The 15202-nt window shown below is 62.7% G+C and carries 16 protein-coding genes; 9 read left to right on the top strand and 7 right to left on the bottom strand.

Going from position 1 to position 15202, the window contains the following annotated elements:
* Positions 1-114: 114 nt before the first annotated feature.
* Complete coding sequence (locus AB0N65_RS18210) at positions 115-546, bottom strand: universal stress protein (protein WP_364164835.1); 432 nt, start codon at positions 544-546, stop codon at positions 115-117.
* Between the two features lie 162 nt (positions 547-708).
* On the opposite strand from AB0N65_RS18210, the gene AB0N65_RS18205 reads away from it, so the two are divergent.
* On the top strand, positions 709-1515 hold the full coding sequence (locus AB0N65_RS18205; protein ID WP_364164832.1) for an SDR family oxidoreductase: 807 nt from the start codon (positions 709-711) through the stop codon (positions 1513-1515).
* Positions 1516-1623: 108 nt separating this feature from the next.
* A complete protein-coding gene (locus tag AB0N65_RS18200; RefSeq protein WP_144652640.1) occupies positions 1624-1833 on the top strand; it encodes a dodecin in 210 nt (69 codons plus the stop codon).
* Between the two features lie 22 nt (positions 1834-1855).
* On the opposite strand, the gene AB0N65_RS18195 is transcribed toward AB0N65_RS18200, so the two are convergent.
* Positions 1856-2731, bottom strand: a complete 876-nt coding sequence (locus tag AB0N65_RS18195; protein WP_364164824.1) for a helix-turn-helix transcriptional regulator — start codon at positions 2729-2731, stop codon at positions 1856-1858.
* A 177-nt stretch (positions 2732-2908) separates the two neighbouring features.
* Between AB0N65_RS18195 and AB0N65_RS18190 the strand changes: the two genes are divergently transcribed.
* The 5 genes from AB0N65_RS18190 to AB0N65_RS18170 all read left to right on the top strand — a co-directional run bounded on the left by AB0N65_RS18190 (position 2909) and on the right by AB0N65_RS18170 (position 7677).
* Complete coding sequence (locus AB0N65_RS18190; RefSeq protein ID WP_364164821.1) at positions 2909-3730, top strand: aldo/keto reductase; 822 nt, start codon at positions 2909-2911, stop codon at positions 3728-3730.
* Positions 3731-3747: 17 nt separating this feature from the next.
* Positions 3748-4719, top strand: a complete 972-nt coding sequence (locus AB0N65_RS18185) for an aldo/keto reductase (RefSeq protein WP_364164818.1) — start codon at positions 3748-3750, stop codon at positions 4717-4719.
* Positions 4716-5738, top strand: a complete 1023-nt coding sequence (locus AB0N65_RS18180; protein WP_364164815.1) for an NAD-dependent epimerase/dehydratase family protein — start codon at positions 4716-4718, stop codon at positions 5736-5738. The genes AB0N65_RS18185 and AB0N65_RS18180 overlap by 4 nt, the downstream gene beginning before the upstream one ends.
* Before the next feature lie 62 nt (positions 5739-5800).
* Positions 5801-6640 (top strand): aldo/keto reductase, encoded by an 840-nt coding sequence (locus AB0N65_RS18175; RefSeq protein ID WP_364164812.1) that lies wholly within the window; start codon positions 5801-5803, stop codon positions 6638-6640.
* 2 nt (positions 6641-6642) lie between these two features.
* Positions 6643-7677: a beta-propeller fold lactonase family protein gene (locus AB0N65_RS18170; RefSeq protein ID WP_364164809.1), complete on the top strand. Its 1035-nt coding sequence runs from the start codon at positions 6643-6645 to the stop codon at positions 7675-7677.
* Positions 7678-7752: 75 nt separating this feature from the next.
* On the opposite strand, the gene AB0N65_RS18165 is transcribed toward AB0N65_RS18170, so the two are convergent.
* Both AB0N65_RS18165 and AB0N65_RS18160 read right to left on the bottom strand, forming a co-directional pair.
* Positions 7753-7983 (bottom strand): hypothetical protein, encoded by a 231-nt coding sequence (locus AB0N65_RS18165; RefSeq protein WP_364164847.1) that lies wholly within the window; start codon positions 7981-7983, stop codon positions 7753-7755.
* A gap of 5 nt (positions 7984-7988) precedes the next feature.
* Positions 7989-8186, bottom strand: a complete 198-nt coding sequence (locus tag AB0N65_RS18160) for a hypothetical protein (RefSeq protein WP_364164806.1) — start codon at positions 8184-8186, stop codon at positions 7989-7991.
* 423 nt (positions 8187-8609) lie between these two features.
* Here AB0N65_RS18160 and AB0N65_RS18155 point away from each other — a divergent pair, with 423 nt between their 5' ends.
* Positions 8610-11324 (top strand): alpha-amylase family glycosyl hydrolase, encoded by a 2715-nt coding sequence (locus AB0N65_RS18155; RefSeq protein ID WP_364164844.1) that lies wholly within the window; start codon positions 8610-8612, stop codon positions 11322-11324.
* A gap of 205 nt (positions 11325-11529) precedes the next feature.
* The gene (locus AB0N65_RS18150; protein ID WP_364164803.1) at positions 11530-12507 is read left to right on the top strand and encodes a serine hydrolase domain-containing protein; all 978 of its coding nucleotides are present in this window, start codon (positions 11530-11532) and stop codon (positions 12505-12507) included.
* A 57-nt stretch (positions 12508-12564) separates the two neighbouring features.
* On the opposite strand, the gene AB0N65_RS18145 is transcribed toward AB0N65_RS18150, so the two are convergent.
* From AB0N65_RS18145 to ureG, 3 genes are all read right to left on the bottom strand, one after another.
* Positions 12565-13626: a nickel transporter gene (locus tag AB0N65_RS18145; RefSeq protein WP_364164800.1), complete on the bottom strand. Its 1062-nt coding sequence runs from the start codon at positions 13624-13626 to the stop codon at positions 12565-12567.
* A complete protein-coding gene (locus AB0N65_RS18140) occupies positions 13626-14327 on the bottom strand; it encodes an urease accessory protein UreD (protein ID WP_364164797.1) in 702 nt (233 codons plus the stop codon). The genes AB0N65_RS18145 and AB0N65_RS18140 overlap by 1 nt, the downstream gene beginning before the upstream one ends.
* A gap of 239 nt (positions 14328-14566) precedes the next feature.
* Positions 14567-15199: an urease accessory protein UreG gene (ureG, locus tag AB0N65_RS18135; RefSeq protein WP_364164794.1), complete on the bottom strand. Its 633-nt coding sequence runs from the start codon at positions 15197-15199 to the stop codon at positions 14567-14569.
* Positions 15200-15202: the final 3 nt, after the last annotated feature.

Below are 15202 nucleotides of genomic sequence, written 5' to 3'. Positions count from 1 at the left end.
GCGTCAAACGCTACCTCGCCCGACGGATCTACCGCACACTCAACGCCAACAGCCTCGAACCGTCGCTACGTTGACAACCATAGAAGAGTCGCTCTACTGCGACCTACATGGGTGCTACGCCTCGATTTCCGTGTTCACGATGTACACGTCGCACGGGGCGCCGTGGGCGACGCTGTTGGCGATGCTTCCCAGCACGCGGCCGAGGCCCTTCATGCGCTTGTTCCCCACCACGATCAGCGACGCCTGGTGCGTCTCGGCGTAGTTGATCAGGGCGTTGGCCGGAGTACCACGGGCGGCGTAATACTTGACGCTGTCGCTCGGGATGTCCAGTTCCTCGGACACCTTCCGGGCCACGTACTCCGCGGAGTCTGCCGAGGAAACGGTGATGCGGTCGCTGCCGCTGCCGAATTCCTCGATGCGGTCGTCGGAAAAGCCGCTGATGACATGCAGCTCGGCGCCAAGGGAAGTAGCCAGCTTTGCTGCTGTCACTGCTGCCCGCTTGGCCGTTTCGCTGTTGTCAACGCCGACGACAATCACTTCTGACATGAGTTCTCCTCATTGATTGATCCATGGGTGGTGCTGCAATGAAATCTACACTCCCAAGGCCACCCACCGGGATCCCCTGATTGCCGGCGGAGTGTTTACGGCACGGCGTGTCCGGGTAGGGATAAGTCATCGGCACGATCACACGATGCGAAAGGCTAGACCATGAGCGACGCACATTTCTCACCGCAGACTGCCATCGTCACGGGATCGGACTCGGGCATCGGGCGCGCAACGGCGGTAGCCCTGGCCAAGGCAGGCCTGGACGTGGGGATCACCTGGCATTCCGATCAGCAGGGTGCTGAGGAAACGGCTGAAGAGGTCCGGGGCCTGGGCCGCAAGGCGGTCGTCCATCACTTGGACACCACCAACGTCTCCGGGACTGCCGCAAGCATAGACAAACTGGCCGAGGAACTGGGCGGCGTGGACGTCTTCGTCAACAACTCCGGTACCGGCGACGGCACCAAGTTCCTGGATCTCGACTACGACACCTGGATGTCCACTCTGGATACCAACCTCAACGGAGCCTTCGTGGCAATGCAGACCGCGGCGAAGCGCATGGTCAAAGCGGGCCGCGGCGGACGCATCATCGCAGTGACGAGTGTCCACGAGTTCCAGCCCCGCGTTGGCGCCTCCGCCTACGACGCCTCGAAGCATGGCTTGGGCGGCCTCATCAAGACCATGGCCCTGGAACTTGCGGAGCACGGCATCACCGCCAACAACGTGGCACCCGGCGAGATTGCAACCCCCATGACGGGCCAAGAGGACGAGGATCCGCACCAGAAGGACCGACCGGGCGTGCCCTTGGGACGCCCCGGCGACGCACGGGAAATCGCGGCAGTCATCGCCTTCCTTGCCTCCCCCGACTCCAGCTACGTCACCGGCGCTTCCTGGGCCGTGGATGGCGGAATGCTACAGATGGGACCGCACGCGGGCTCGCACATTACCGGCAATGACTGGCGTGAGAGCTAGGCGCCACCCACCTCTGGCCGCACGGACATCCGTGGGCTAGTCTGCAGGGACGGCCTGCCTGGCGGGCCTGATTTTCCAGAGATTCGTAAGACGTTGATGAGGAGCACCATGGCTGGCCACACATATAGCGTTTCCGAAATTGTAGGAACTTCCACCGAAGGCGTTGACGACGCAATCAAGAACGGCATCGCGACAGCCTCCCAAACCTTGCGGCACCTGGACTGGTTCGAAGTCAAGGAAATCCGCGGCCACCTCGAGGACGGTGCGGTTGCCGACTGGCAGGTCACCATCAAGCTTGGTTTCCGCCTGGAGCGCTGACTTCCCCTCCGCGAGATGACAGTTAATGCCGATGTTTCAGAGGAACATTGGCATTATCTGTCATCTCGGCGGTGAAGCTGCTCAACAAGGTCAAAGCGTCCGACGACGGCGAGCCGGCTTTCGCGGAATAGAACCTTAGTTGCTGGTCGGGGTCGTCCGGGAGGCCCAGCGTTTCAAAGTTCAGTTCCAGGTCCCCCACCACTGCATGGTGCAGGCGCACTGTGCCCGCCGACCGCGAGGCCACCCTGTGACCGGCCCACCACTGGCGGAAATGCTCGCTGTGTACGGCAAGTTCGCCCACGAGTTGGTTGGTCCTGGGATCGTTCGGGTGCCTCCCGACGTCCATGCGCAGCGCGCCCACGGCCTCAGCGGCCACCGTTTTCCAGTCCCTGAACAGCGCCTGGGCAGCGGGATCCAGGATGATCCAGCGTGTGAGGTTCCGTTCGGGAGCCGGGAGGGAAGCGAAATCGACGAGCAGGAGGTGTGCCATCCGGTTGGCGGCGAGGACGTCTGCGCGCCTGCCCAGCACGAGGGCGGGAACATCCCCGACGGCGTCCAACAGCTGCCGCAACGCAGGCCTCACTTTTTGGGCGGGGCCGGGATTCGCCGCGGCACTGGCACAGTGTTCCAGCAAGTCCACCATGTGCGCCTGCTCGCCGGCATCGAGGCGGAGGGCGCGTGCTACGGCGTCGAGTACTGCTTTGGAGGGGTGTATGTTCCGCCCCTGTTCCAAGCGGGTGTAGTAGTCCGTGCTCACTCCGGAGAGCCTTGCCACCTCTTCACGCCGGAGGCCGGGGACACGGCGGGACCCGCCCGACTCCTGTGCCCCGGCAACTTCCGGAGAGAGGCGGGCACGCATGGCTTTGAGGAACTTGCCGAACTCGGCGCTTTGACCCATCCGTCCATTCTGCCCGCACTGCCATCAGCAAAACCAGCTCGTGGGTAGGACTGCCAGACCTAGGAAAAACAGGATCACGCTGAATTGCTGACGCGGCGGGGAAAACTGAATAGGCTCAGTACAGAGCCTCCCGAAAACGCTTTCTGGAGCACTTTCCCTACCTCGAAGGAGACCTTCATGCCAGAGCTGACATTGAATAACGGCGTCACCATCCCGCAGCTCGGATTCGGCGTCTTCCAAGTGCCTCCGGAAGAAACCCAGAAGGTGGTTGAGGATGCCCTCGAGGCGGGCTACCGCCACATCGACACTGCGGCCGCTTACCGCAACGAAGCCGGAGTAGGTGCTGCCATCAAGGCCTCCGGGCTTCCGCGTGAGGAACTGTTCATCACCACCAAGCTCCGCAACGGTGAGCAGGGCGAGGCGAACGATGCCTTCCAGCGCAGCCGCGACGCACTCGGCCTGGACGTCATTGACCTCTACCTGATCCACTGGCCTGTCCCCTCGCAGGGCTTGTATACGCAGGCGTGGAAGAACATGGAGAAGCTCTACCAGGACAAGCAAGTCCGGGCCATCGGCGTTTCCAACTTCCTCACCGAGCACGTGGACACGCTCCTTCGCGAGGCCGACGTCGTTCCTGCGGTCAACCAGATCGAGCTTCACCCGACATACCAGCAGGGCGAGCTGGCCAACAAGTGCCGCGATCTCAGCATCGCCGTGGAGGCGTACAGCCCGCTGGGACAGGGCAAGGACCTGAATGCGGAAGTAGTGGCACTGGTTGCTGCAGCGCACGAGACAACCCCCGCCCAAGTGATTCTGGCCTGGCATCTGGCTCAAGGCACCATCGTTATTCCCAAGTCCGCAGACTCCAACCGGATGCGCGAAAACTTCGGCGCAGCCGACCTCACCCTTACTGAATCCGAGCTGGCAGCTATTACGGCGCTGGAGGCCGGTGCGCGCATCGGTTCCGATCCCGCCGTCGCAGCTTTTACGCAGCTCTAATCCAAAGGACCATAACCATGCAGTACACGCATCTTGGCCGTTCAGGCCTGAAAGTTTCCCGCCTGTGCCTTGGCACCATGAACTTCGGTCCGCAGACCGAGGAAGCAACAGCGCACTCCATCATGGATTCCGCACTGGACTCGGGCATCAACTTCTTCGACACCGCGAACGTTTACGGCGGAGCAGGCCACCGCGGCTGGACCGAGGAAATCATCGGCCGCTGGTTTGCCAAGGGCGGCGAGCGCCGTGAACGGACCGTGATTGCCACCAAGCTGTATGGCACCATGACGGACAGGCCGAATGAGTCAAAGCTGTCCGCGCTGAATATCCGCCGCGCGCTGGATGCGAGCCTGAAGCGTTTGCAGACGGATTACATCGACATTTACCAGTTCCACCACATCGATCGCGATACCCCGTGGGACGAGATCTGGCAGGCAATCGAGGTGGCGGTACAGCAAGGCAAGATCCTGTACTCGGGCAGCAGCAACTTTGCCGGGTGGCACATCGCCCAGGCCCAGGAAGCAGCACGCAGGCGAAACTACACAGGCCTTGTCAGCGAGCAGTCCATCTACAACCTCTTCAGGCGCGAGCTTGAACTCGAGGTCATTCCGGCGGCGCAGCAATACGGTCTCGGCCTCATCCCGTGGTCACCGCTGCAGGGTGGCCTGCTGGGTGGTGTGCTGAAGAAGGAACAGGAAGGCGTGCGGCGGACCGAGGGCCGGGCGTTGGAGACTCTCCGTAAGCATGAGGACCAGATCCGCCAGTACGAGGACTTCGCCGACGAGCTGGGTCACGCGCCCGGCGACGTCGCCCTCGCCTGGCTGTTGCACCAGCCCGCGGTCACGGCACCCATCGTCGGTCCGCGCACCCAGGAACAACTTGACGCCGCGGTCCGCGCGTTGGATGTGACCCTGAACGAGGACGCCCTCAAGCGCCTCGACGACATCTTCCCGGGCCACCGCCCCGCCCCCGAGGACTACGCCTGGTGACGAGTCTCCTCCCCCAAGCTGACACCGTCTCGCCGCGCAGCATCCTGTTCATCGGCGGGACCGGGGTCATCAGCGCGGCTGCGGCTGAACGCGCCGTTGCGCTGGGCCACCGGCTGACCATCCTCAACAGGGGACGGTCAGCCGGGCGGCCGGTTCCGGAGGGCGCAGAGGTCCTCCACACTGATATCCGGGACGCTGAGGCCGTGCGTGAGGTACTTCGCGGAAGGGAGTACGACGCCGTTGCGGACTTTATCTCCTTCACGCCGGATCATGCGCGGGCCGGGTTGGAGACGTTCCGCGGACGGACGGGCCAGTATGTTTTCATCAGTTCCGCTTCGGCCTACCAGAAGCCGCCTACGATGCTCCCCATCCGGGAATCGACGCCGCTGAAGAATCCCTTTTGGAAGTACTCGCAGGACAAGATTGCCTGTGAGGAATTGTTTTTTGAGGCATACCGGGAGCAGGACTTCCCCGTGACGGTGGTTCGGCCGTCCCACACATATGACCGGACCAAGATCGCGTTGGTGGGTGGCTGGACTGACATCCACCGGATGCGCGCCGGAATGCCGGTAATGGTTCACGGGGACGGCACGTCGCTCTGGACCCTGACCCACAGCCGCGATTTCGCGAAGGCCTTCGTGGGGCTCCTGGGCCGCCCCCAGGCTGTTGGGGAGAGCTACACCATCACCTCCGACGAGTTCCTGCCGTGGGACCAGATCTATCGTTTGTTCGCCCGTGCTGCCGGCTTTCCGGAACCGGAACTCTTCCATGTGGCGTCCGAGACGATTGCTGCCCACAGCCCGGAGCTGGGGTTCAACCTCCTGGGCGACCGCTCACACTCGGTGGTGTTCGACAATTCGAAGATCAAGTCGCTTGTGCCGGATTACCGCGCCACCATCCCGTTCGCGGACGGGGCGAGGGAAATTATCGAGTGGCATGACCGGCATAAGGAACTGCAGGTGGTGAAGGAGGACTTCATGGAGTTGAGTGATCGCCTCCATAAATGGTCGCGCCCGTAGCTGTTGCCAAGGACCGAGTGGCCAGCGTAGAACAGCAAAGAGACCCGAAGGAGATCACGCCCATGGGAACTGCCCCGCTCGCCCCGCTCATCGAACTCAACGACGGTTACAAAATTCCCCAACTCGGCCTTGGCACGTGGCCTTTGGACGACGCCCAGGTTGCCGAGGCGGTGGTGGAAGCTGTTGCGCGTGGCTATCGGCACATTGATACGGCAGCAAAGTACGGCAACGAGAGGGGCGTGGGCAACGGGATCCGAAACTCCGGCGTGGACCGCGGGGAGCTCTTCATCACCACCAAGCTGGATGGCATGTACCAAGGCTCCGGCAAGGCCGCGGCAGGACTCGAGGACTCCTTGGAACGCCTTGGGCTCGAGTACGTAGACCTCTTGTTGATTCACTGGCCGCTCCCGCGCCGCGACGAGTTCGTCTCCACGTGGAAGACCTTCGAGGAACTGCAGGCAGCGGGCAAGGCCCGCTCCATCGGAGTTTCAAACTTCAAGCCTGCACACCTTGACCGTTTGTTCAGGGAGACGGACGTCATTCCCGCCGTCAACCAAATCCAGGTCAGCCCTTCAATCCCCCGCCCCGCGGCGCGTGCCTTCAACGACTCGCACGGCATCGTCACGGAGTCCTACAGCCCGCTGGGTGCCAGCAGCGACCTCCTGAATGCCCCGGTCCTGGCCGGCGTTGGCAGGAAGTATGGAAAGTCCCCCGGGCAGGTGGTCCTGCGCTGGCATGTGCAGCAGGGCCTGGTAGCGATACCGAAGACGTCCAACCCGCAAAGGATGCAGGAGAACATGGACGTTTTCGACTTCGAGCTGGACCATGACGACCTCGCCAAACTGGAAACCCTCGACGCCGGGCCGGACGCCGGCGTCGACTCAGACGTACAGGGGCATTGACCATGAAGAACCTCATTTGGACCGGCTCCTACACTGCCGACCGCAATGGCAAGGGGCAGGGTATCGGCGCCATCACGGCCGACTCGGAAGGCAAGCTGACCACCGTGGGCTTGGCCGTGGCCGCCAATTCGCCGTCCTTCCTTGCCCTGCACCCCTCGCTTCCCGTGGTTTACGCGGTGGCGGAAGAAGGCAAGACGGTCCAGGCCTACGGCCGTACGCGGACGGCTGAACTGGAGCCACTCGGCGAGCCCTGGCAGGCGGGTGAGGCTGCTTGCCACGTCGCCGCGGATCCTCGGGGACGATTCATCATCGTGACCTGCTGGGGCGATGGGCAGGTCATCCTCTACGAACTGGACTCCGACGGCGGCATCACCTCGCGCACGAGTGCGGAAGCCGCCGTCGACCCTCACCAGACAGCAGCAACGGACGAACCCCGCCCGAGCCGCGCCCATTCGAGCCTCATGCTTCCGGACGGGCGGGTCCTGACCACCGACCTGGGGCACGACCTTGTCCGGGTGTGGCGGTATAAGGCGGGCGAAGGGCTCCAGCCCGACCACCAGGTGGTGCTGCCGAGGGGCTCGGGTCCGCGACACATGGTGCGGCACCCCCGGGGAACGGTGTTCGTGGACACCGAGTATTCGATCGAAGTCGCCGCTATCCGGGCGGAACCGCAAGGGGCCTTCGAGCTCACGGCAATCGTGCCCGCGAGCGTCAATAAGGTGTTCGACGGCGACTCCGCGGCGGAGATTGCCCTGTCGTCCGATGGTCGGTTCGCGTACGTCGGAGTGAGGGGTTCAAACCGGATCTGCGTGCTCAAAGTGAGTGACGAAGGAACGGCGCTTACTCCACTGGCCGACGTACCGAGCGGCGGCGACTGGCCACGCCACCATCTGGTGCGCAACGGCTGGCTGCTGGTGGCGCATGAAGGTTCCAACGATGTGGTGAGCTTCAGGCTGGACCCGGAAACGGGTTTGCCGGACGGACCCGTTGGCCGCACGGAAATCGGATCGCCCAGCATGCTGGTCGCCGCGCATTAGCCCCGCCGAGATGGCACTTAACACCAATGCTCCGCTCGAACATTGGTGCTAAATGCCATCTCGGTGAACGCTTGCTCAGGCGGCCCAGACCTCGACGTCGTCCGAGCCGCAAAACAGCTTGCGCCCGGTCGGTTCAAGGACAACCCACAGGAGCTCCTGATGCTGGGAAACGTCGTCAACGCGTCCGGCACCAACACCCCAGGCGACGTCATAAATCCAGACGTGGTCGCCTTGGTTCAACTCCCTCCACTCCTCCGCAGGCACATGCCGATAGCCGGGAGGGCTGTTTCGGGTCACGCTGGTCATGCTGGTCATACCGATACGTCAGCAGCGGAGCGACGCCGCCAAACAGTGGGCACTCCGTTGTGCGCCGGGAGTACATGGCCTTCGGCGAAAACCTGGACAGCTTCCGGCTCGGAGTCGGGGCTCCACAAGCCCGAAGCCGGGCAGTGGGAACCGGTGGGCATGACGCGGGTTGCTCGCTCGCGAAGGAGGGCGATGCTCTTCATCGTTGAAACTCATCCTTGGGTAGATCGGGGCACTGCGTGGTGTGAAGCAGGTCTCCTCAACCCTATGCAAGTCATACGGCGTTCGTTATGGACGGATGCATAAGGTTTTTTACGGACGGCGTGCAGATGAACAGTGGTAATCGCACAATAATTCCCTCGCGAGGTCTGCAAGCGCTTCCATTTCCAGAGCGAAGGATGACACGAGTCATCACGCAGAACACCGGTGTTGCTCTGGAAAGTGTCAGCGCAAGCGTTTACAGTTGTGACTTGCCACACAGCTATACGCCAGCAACGTCGCTTTAGCGGAAGGTTCATCATTTGTTATCTCGAAGCCATAGATCATCCACCAGCCCCAAAACCGACCCCGCACCCAGCCCACGGCACACGCTCAACCGTACGGCCGCCGTCGTACTCGCCACAGCGGTGGTGACCGCATCCGCGGTCCTCCCCGCGAGCGCTGCCACGGCCGCCAAGAAGCCCGCCCCGGATCCTGCCGCGCAGCACTCGGTCCGCGGCGGCGTCACCCAGCAGAACTTCTACTTCGTCATGGCCGACCGCTTCAACAACGGCACCACAGCAAACGACGACGGCGGGTTGGGTTCCGATCCGATGGTGTCCGGCTACGATCCAAGCCGCAAAGGCTTCTTCAACGGCGGCGACCTGAAGGGCCTGCAGGACCGCTTGGACTACATCCAGGGCTTGGGAACCAACGCCCTCTGGCTGACGCCGAGCTTCAAGAACAAGGCCGTCCAGGGTGACGGCACCTCGGAAAACAGCTCCGCCGGCTACCACGGCTACTGGGTCACTGACTTCACCCAAATCGATCCGCACCTGGGCACCAACGCCGAGCTTAAGGCCCTTATCGAGGCCGCCCACGCCCGTGGGATGAAGGTCTACTTCGACATCATCACCAACCACACCGCAGACGTCATCCAATATGAGGAAGCGAAGTCGGCCCCGTACATCTCCAAGGAAGCCGAACCGTACCGCACTGCAACCGGCGAGGTCTTCGACGATCGCGACTACGCCGGGACCCAGGAGTTCCCGGCCTTGGATCCGGCGACGTCCTTCCCGTACACGCCCGTGGTCCCGGCGGCAGAAGAGGACATCAAAGTTCCGTCCTGGCTCAACGACTCCACGCTGTATCACAACCGCGGCAACACGACCTTTGCCGGAGAGGACTCGCTGTACGGGGACTTCTTTGGCCTGGATGACCTGTTTACCGAGAACCCCCGCGTGGTCAACGGCATGATGGACATCTACAAGACGTGGATACGTGACTTCGGAATTGACGGCTTCCGCATTGACACCATGAAGCACGTCAACGACGAATTCTGGCAGCAGTTCGGCCCGCAGGTCCTCAGCTATGCCAGGGAGCAGGGCAAGGACGAGTTCTTCATGTTCGGCGAGGTCTTTGATACGTCCAAGACCGTGACGTCCAAGTTCACCACCCGGAACAAGATGCAGGCCGTGCTCGACTTCGGCTTCCAAGGTGCCGCACGAAGCTTCGCTTCCCAAGGCAGCGATGCCACCGGTTTGGCGGACTTCTTCAACGGCGATGACTGGTACACCGACGCCGATTCGAACGTCTACCAACTCCCGACCTTCCTGGGTAACCACGACATGGGCCGCATCGGCACGTTCATCGCCCAGGACAACCCAGGAGCCTCCGACGATGAACTCGTGGAACGCGACGAACTCGCCCACGAACTGATGTACTTCTCGCGCGGCAACCCCGTGATCTACTACGGCGACGAGCAGGGCTTCACGGGTGCCGGCGGGGACCAGGATTCGCGTCAGACGCTGTTCGCCAGCAAGGTCCAGGAGTATCTGGATGACGACCTCCTGGGCACGGAGGCCACCCATGCCGCGGACAACTTCGACACAGGGCACCCCCTTTATCAGAAGATCAGCGAGCTCGCGGCCCTGACAGCAGAGCACCCCACGCTCCGCGACGGCGCCCAGCAGAACCGGTACGCTGCCGATGCCGCCGGGATCTACGCCTTCTCCCGCATCGACGCCAAGGATCAGCGCGAATACGTCGTGGCTGTGAACAACAGCGAAACCGCGCAAACAGCCGCTGTCCCCGTTTATGAGGCGAAGCAGCCGTTCGAACTCGTGTACGGCGACGCTCCGGCGGAGGCAAAGAGTGATTCGCAGGCACACCTCTCTGTCACCGTTCCGCCGCTTTCCACAGTGGTTTACGAAGCAGCGGGGCGCCTTGCGAAGTCCAAAGCAGCTCCCGCCGTCGCCCTCAAGAAGCCGGTCACCGCGGCCGGTGACGCAAGCCGCTTGAAGGTGACGGCCGACGTCGACGGTAGCTCGTTCTATGAGGTCACCTTCCAGGCGCGGACCGCGGGCGGCGAGTGGCAGCCGATCGGTACGGACGACAACGCGCCGTACCAGGTGTTCCATGACGTGTCCGGGATGGAGCCCGGCGCGTCCGTGGAGTACCGCGCCGTGGTGCTGGACAACGGCGGCAACACGTCGGCGAGCGAGGCCCGCAGCGGTGTGGTGGGTGAAGCGCCGCAGCCCGAAACGGTGACGGTCGCCGGCAACTTCAACACCCAACTGGGCTGCACGGAGGACTGGCAGGCGTCGTGCGAGCAGGCTTTCATGAGCTACCAACCGACCCACCGCTTGTGGCAGCTGCAGGTTCCGAACCTCCCCGCCGGCACTTACGAGTTCAAGGCAGCGATCAACGGGACCTGGGACGAGAACTATGGTGCCGATGGTGTGCTGGACGGGCCGAACGTGGTGTTCACCCACACCGGCGGTGCGGTGACATTCCTCTACGACCACGCCACGAACGTGGTCAGGGCCGCGGTTGCGGGCCAGCAACCGGCCGCCGTGTCCGTTCCCGGAAGCCTGAACACCGAGCTTGGGTGCTCTGGTGACTGGTTGCCGGATTGCCCCCAGGCGCAGCTCGCACTGGACCCCGCGGATGGTCTCTGGAAGCTCTCGGTGCCGGACCTGGCCGCAGGGAACTATGAGTTCAAGGCCGCCATCAACGGCACTTGGGCCGAGAACTATGGTTTGGGCGGCGCCGTGAACGGCAGCAACATCCCGTTCAACCACGACGGCGGCCCGGTCACTTTCGTGTACGACCCCGCCAGCCACCTGGTCACCACCCGCTGACCCAACTGGGTCGCAGTTGTGCGCGTTTTGAGCCCTCATAACGCGCACAACTGCTACTCAGATTTGGCTACTTGTAACTCAGGCTTAGCAGCAGGGCCTTGAGAGTTTCCGGCCGTGCCGCCACAGTTACAGGCAGTGAAGGGAAATTTGTCCAGGCCGCGATAGATTCGAGGCAGCAAACCCCGAGGGAAAGCGTGGCAGACACATGGTGGAAACAGGTCCTGCGGCAGATTGGGCCCGGAAGCAAGTGGACACGGGCCGGGTGCCCGTTGCCGTCCTCGGAATTGCCTCAAGCCAAGGTATCGAGGACATCGTGGCCTTCGGAAGTGACGAAGACAGGAAGGCCACGCCGGACGACCACTTTGCCTTGTTCTCCGTCACCAAACCGATCACCGCGTTGACGATCATGCGGCAGGTGGAGCTCGGCAAGCTTGCCTTGGGTGCTGCGCTGCAAGAAGCAGTGCCGGGCTTCGGCCCGGATCGCACGGACACTGTGACGCTCGAGCACCTCTTGAGTCACCGTTCCGGCATCACGGACCCAAATATCGACGACGCCACTCCCCTCCGCGACGCCCTCACCTCTACGGGGCAAACCTTCTACGCGGGCTCGTTGGTCCAGTACTGCAACCTCGCGTTTGAGGGTGCTGCCGCGATGGCGGAATGGGCCGATGGCCGCCCCTTCGAGGACCAACTCCTGGCCCTCGCACGCGATACCGGCGCAGATGGCCTGACGTTTGATGCGGACTGCAAACCCCACTCAGTGCGCGGAGCCAAGGAGATCGGCCTAAGCGTGGGGACCATGTACAAGAACAGGCATCCCGGCGCCGGCCTCTTCGGTACGGCAACCGACCTGCTCAATCTGGGGACCGAGCTTTTGCGCGACTCAGGGAAGGCAGTACGTCCCGCGACGTTGGCCGCCATGCGCAGGCCGCGGACCAAAGAAACTCCCTTCATCAGCATCCTGCCCAGTCCCAAACGCCACACCGGCCTGGGCTTCCAGATGCCGGCGAACGAATCGGAGTTGTCCGCACAGGGAATCTATGGGCACCCGGGATGGTCGGGCACGGAATGGTGGATGCTGCCAGAGCAGGATAGGTGCGTGGTGTTCCTGACCAATGTGCTGGACACGCCGGATCGTGGAGTGGACACGAACGAGCTGTTCAACGCGGTGGCAGCCTCCTAAGCCATGTGAGTCGCAGCAGAGCGCGTTTTCAGGGGTCATAACGCGCTCTGCTGCGACTCAGTTGGGTGAAGTCGCCCGGCCACGCCAAGCGGACACAGCCCACACGATCACAAAGAGGGCCACGAGGATCAGGCCCGCATCGCCGAGGTCGATCCCGCCGAGCCACGTTGTCACCGGGTCCTGCAAGCCCAACGCGGCGTTGAAGAAGCCGCCAAGTGTGATCACAGATATGAACAACGCCGAAACAGCAGAGACACCAGTGATCACAGCATTGAAACCGAGTTTGCGCTGCGGGTTGTGGATAGCTGATTTGTACATCTTCATCATGGCCACGCCGTTCACGGAATCGCACAGGGTCATGGCCGCAGTGAAAGCAAGCGGGAGGGCCATCAAGGCGAGCGGCGAGACCCCGGCGAGTGACGCCGTCGTGGTGATCACCAGCAGCCCGATGGTAGTGGCGGTATCGAAGCCGAGCCCGAACAGGAAGCCGATCACATAGATGTTCCGCGGCCGCTCCACCCTGGACAGCGGCTTGGCCAGAAGCCGGGCCACCAGCCCTCGGGTCTCCAGGTCTTCATCCCGGGCAACCCCGCCTGCCTGCACGTCGCGATACACCTGCGCGGCGCGCACGAACGCCGATCCGTTGAACAGACCCATCACGAGCAGGAACAACCCGGAAACACCACTGCCGATCAAGCCGAGCACTTTGTTCCCCGTCGTGCCGTCTTCCATGAACTGCCCGATCATGCCGGCACCGCCCACCACCAGAAGTCCTGCCAGGACCACCACGGAACTGTGCCCCAGGCTGAACGCGAACCCAACGCTCACGGGATCCTTCCGCTGGGCGACGAACTTTCGGGTGGAATTGTCGATCGCGGCGATGTGGTCCCAGTCGTAACTGTGCTTGACGCCGGCCACGTACGCGGTGAGCACCAGCCCAAGTGCCAACGGTTGAGCTGCTCCTTCCGAGCCCAACAGGCTGCCGGAACCGGACACCAAAAGCACGACGGCGGCAACGTGCAAAGCGGCCACCGCACCGAAGGTGAACAGCAGCCGGGTCCGCAGGGACAACGTCTCCCGTTCCCGGTACATAGTGGTGAATGCGGCCAGTGTGGTCATCAGTACTTCCTCAGGTTCAAGGATTCCTGCCCGTGCCAACGTTCGCGGAGAACGTCAATGCAGGTACCCAGCAGTTTGTTGAGTTCCCCTGTGCTGTTCGACAACGACCTCAGCACAAGACCCGTGGTACCGCCAACGGTATTGGTCAACGAAACGCCCGTATAGGCGTCGTGCCGGCGTGTCAGTTCATGGAAGTCGTCGGCAAGCTCGTGATCAACCCTTCGGTCAACTACCACGAAGGACCCCAGATGGCTGAAGCCCTCCATGAACCCCAGCCCCGTAACCTCCCCCAAGGGCGGCCGGATGAGCAGATTGTCGAGCACCAACAGTTGCTCCCCTTTTGCCGTTTGGACAAGGATCTCGTTCCGCAGCCGCAATTCCTCGTACGTGAATTCGCCGCCGTCCGGCGCCCACCCGGGCGTAATAACTTCCGCCATTGCAAAGCTCGACGTCGGGTGGAGACTGATGCGCGAAACCTGCCGGTAGCTGGCGCCCTGGTAGGCGATCAATTGCTCGGGCACGACCTCCAACCGGGCGCCCTCCCCCAATCGCACACGCATCCGCTGCTCAGCAAACGATCCCGGAGTCCGGTACACCTTGGTGGCCGACTGCGTGGTCAACAACAAATCCGCCTCCTCATCCACGTCAACATCAACAAGGAACAGATCCGCCCCAAGGTAAGCCCCGCCAGGATTGACCATGACGTAACAAACCTGCCCGGACCCGTCAAGATAGTGCGGCCGCAACACCCGCAAAGCCCCCTTATGAAACTGCCGCGTGGCAACGGACCTCCCAGCGCGCTCGGCGATGCGCAACTGGAGTTCACCCCTAGGCGACTCGACCGCAGAGGCGGCGGAGGCGGGGATAAGGGGCCGCGGCGTGGCGGGCATCGCGAAGCGGGCACGGCCCCTTATTCCCGCCGTAGCGGCGGCCGTCCCGGTCAACATGCCAGGTCGAGCATCAGGACTTCCCGGCGGATCCAATTGAGCACGTCCTCCAGGCCTTCGTCCGTTTTGAGGTTGGTGAAGCAGAACGGTTTGTTGCCGCGGAATTCCGCGGAGTCCCGCTCCATGATGCTGAGGTCCGCTCCCACGTGGGGAGCCAGGTCGGTCTTGTTGATGATGAAGAGGTCGGACTTGATCATTCCCTGGCCGGCTTTGCGGGGTATTTTTTCGCCTTGGGCGACGTCGATGATGTAGATCGAGAAGTCGACGAGTTCGGGGCTGAACGTGGCGGAGAGGTTGTCGCCGCCGGATTCCACAAAGATGATTTGGAGATCGGGGTGCCGTTGCTTGAGTTCCTCTATGGCCGCTGTGTTCATGGACGTGTCTTCGCGGATTGCAGTGTGCGGGCAGCCGCCGGTTTCGACACCGATGATCCGGTCTTCGGGGAGGATGCCGTTGGCTGCCAGGATTTTGGCGTCCTCGATGGTGTAGATGTCGTTGGTGATGGCGGCCATGGAGATGTCGCCGCTCATGTGGCGGGTGATGCGTTCCACCAGTTGGGTCTTGCCGGCTCCTACGGGTCCACCGATGCCGATTTTGATCGGTTCTGATGTGAAGTTTTCAGGCATGTG

This window comes from Paenarthrobacter sp. NPDC089322 (assembly GCF_040684895.1).
GTDB lineage: Bacteria > Actinomycetota > Actinomycetes > Actinomycetales > Micrococcaceae > Arthrobacter.
The sequence above is the reverse complement of the archived record's forward strand: the minus strand, read 5'-3'. Positions and strand labels throughout refer to the sequence as shown.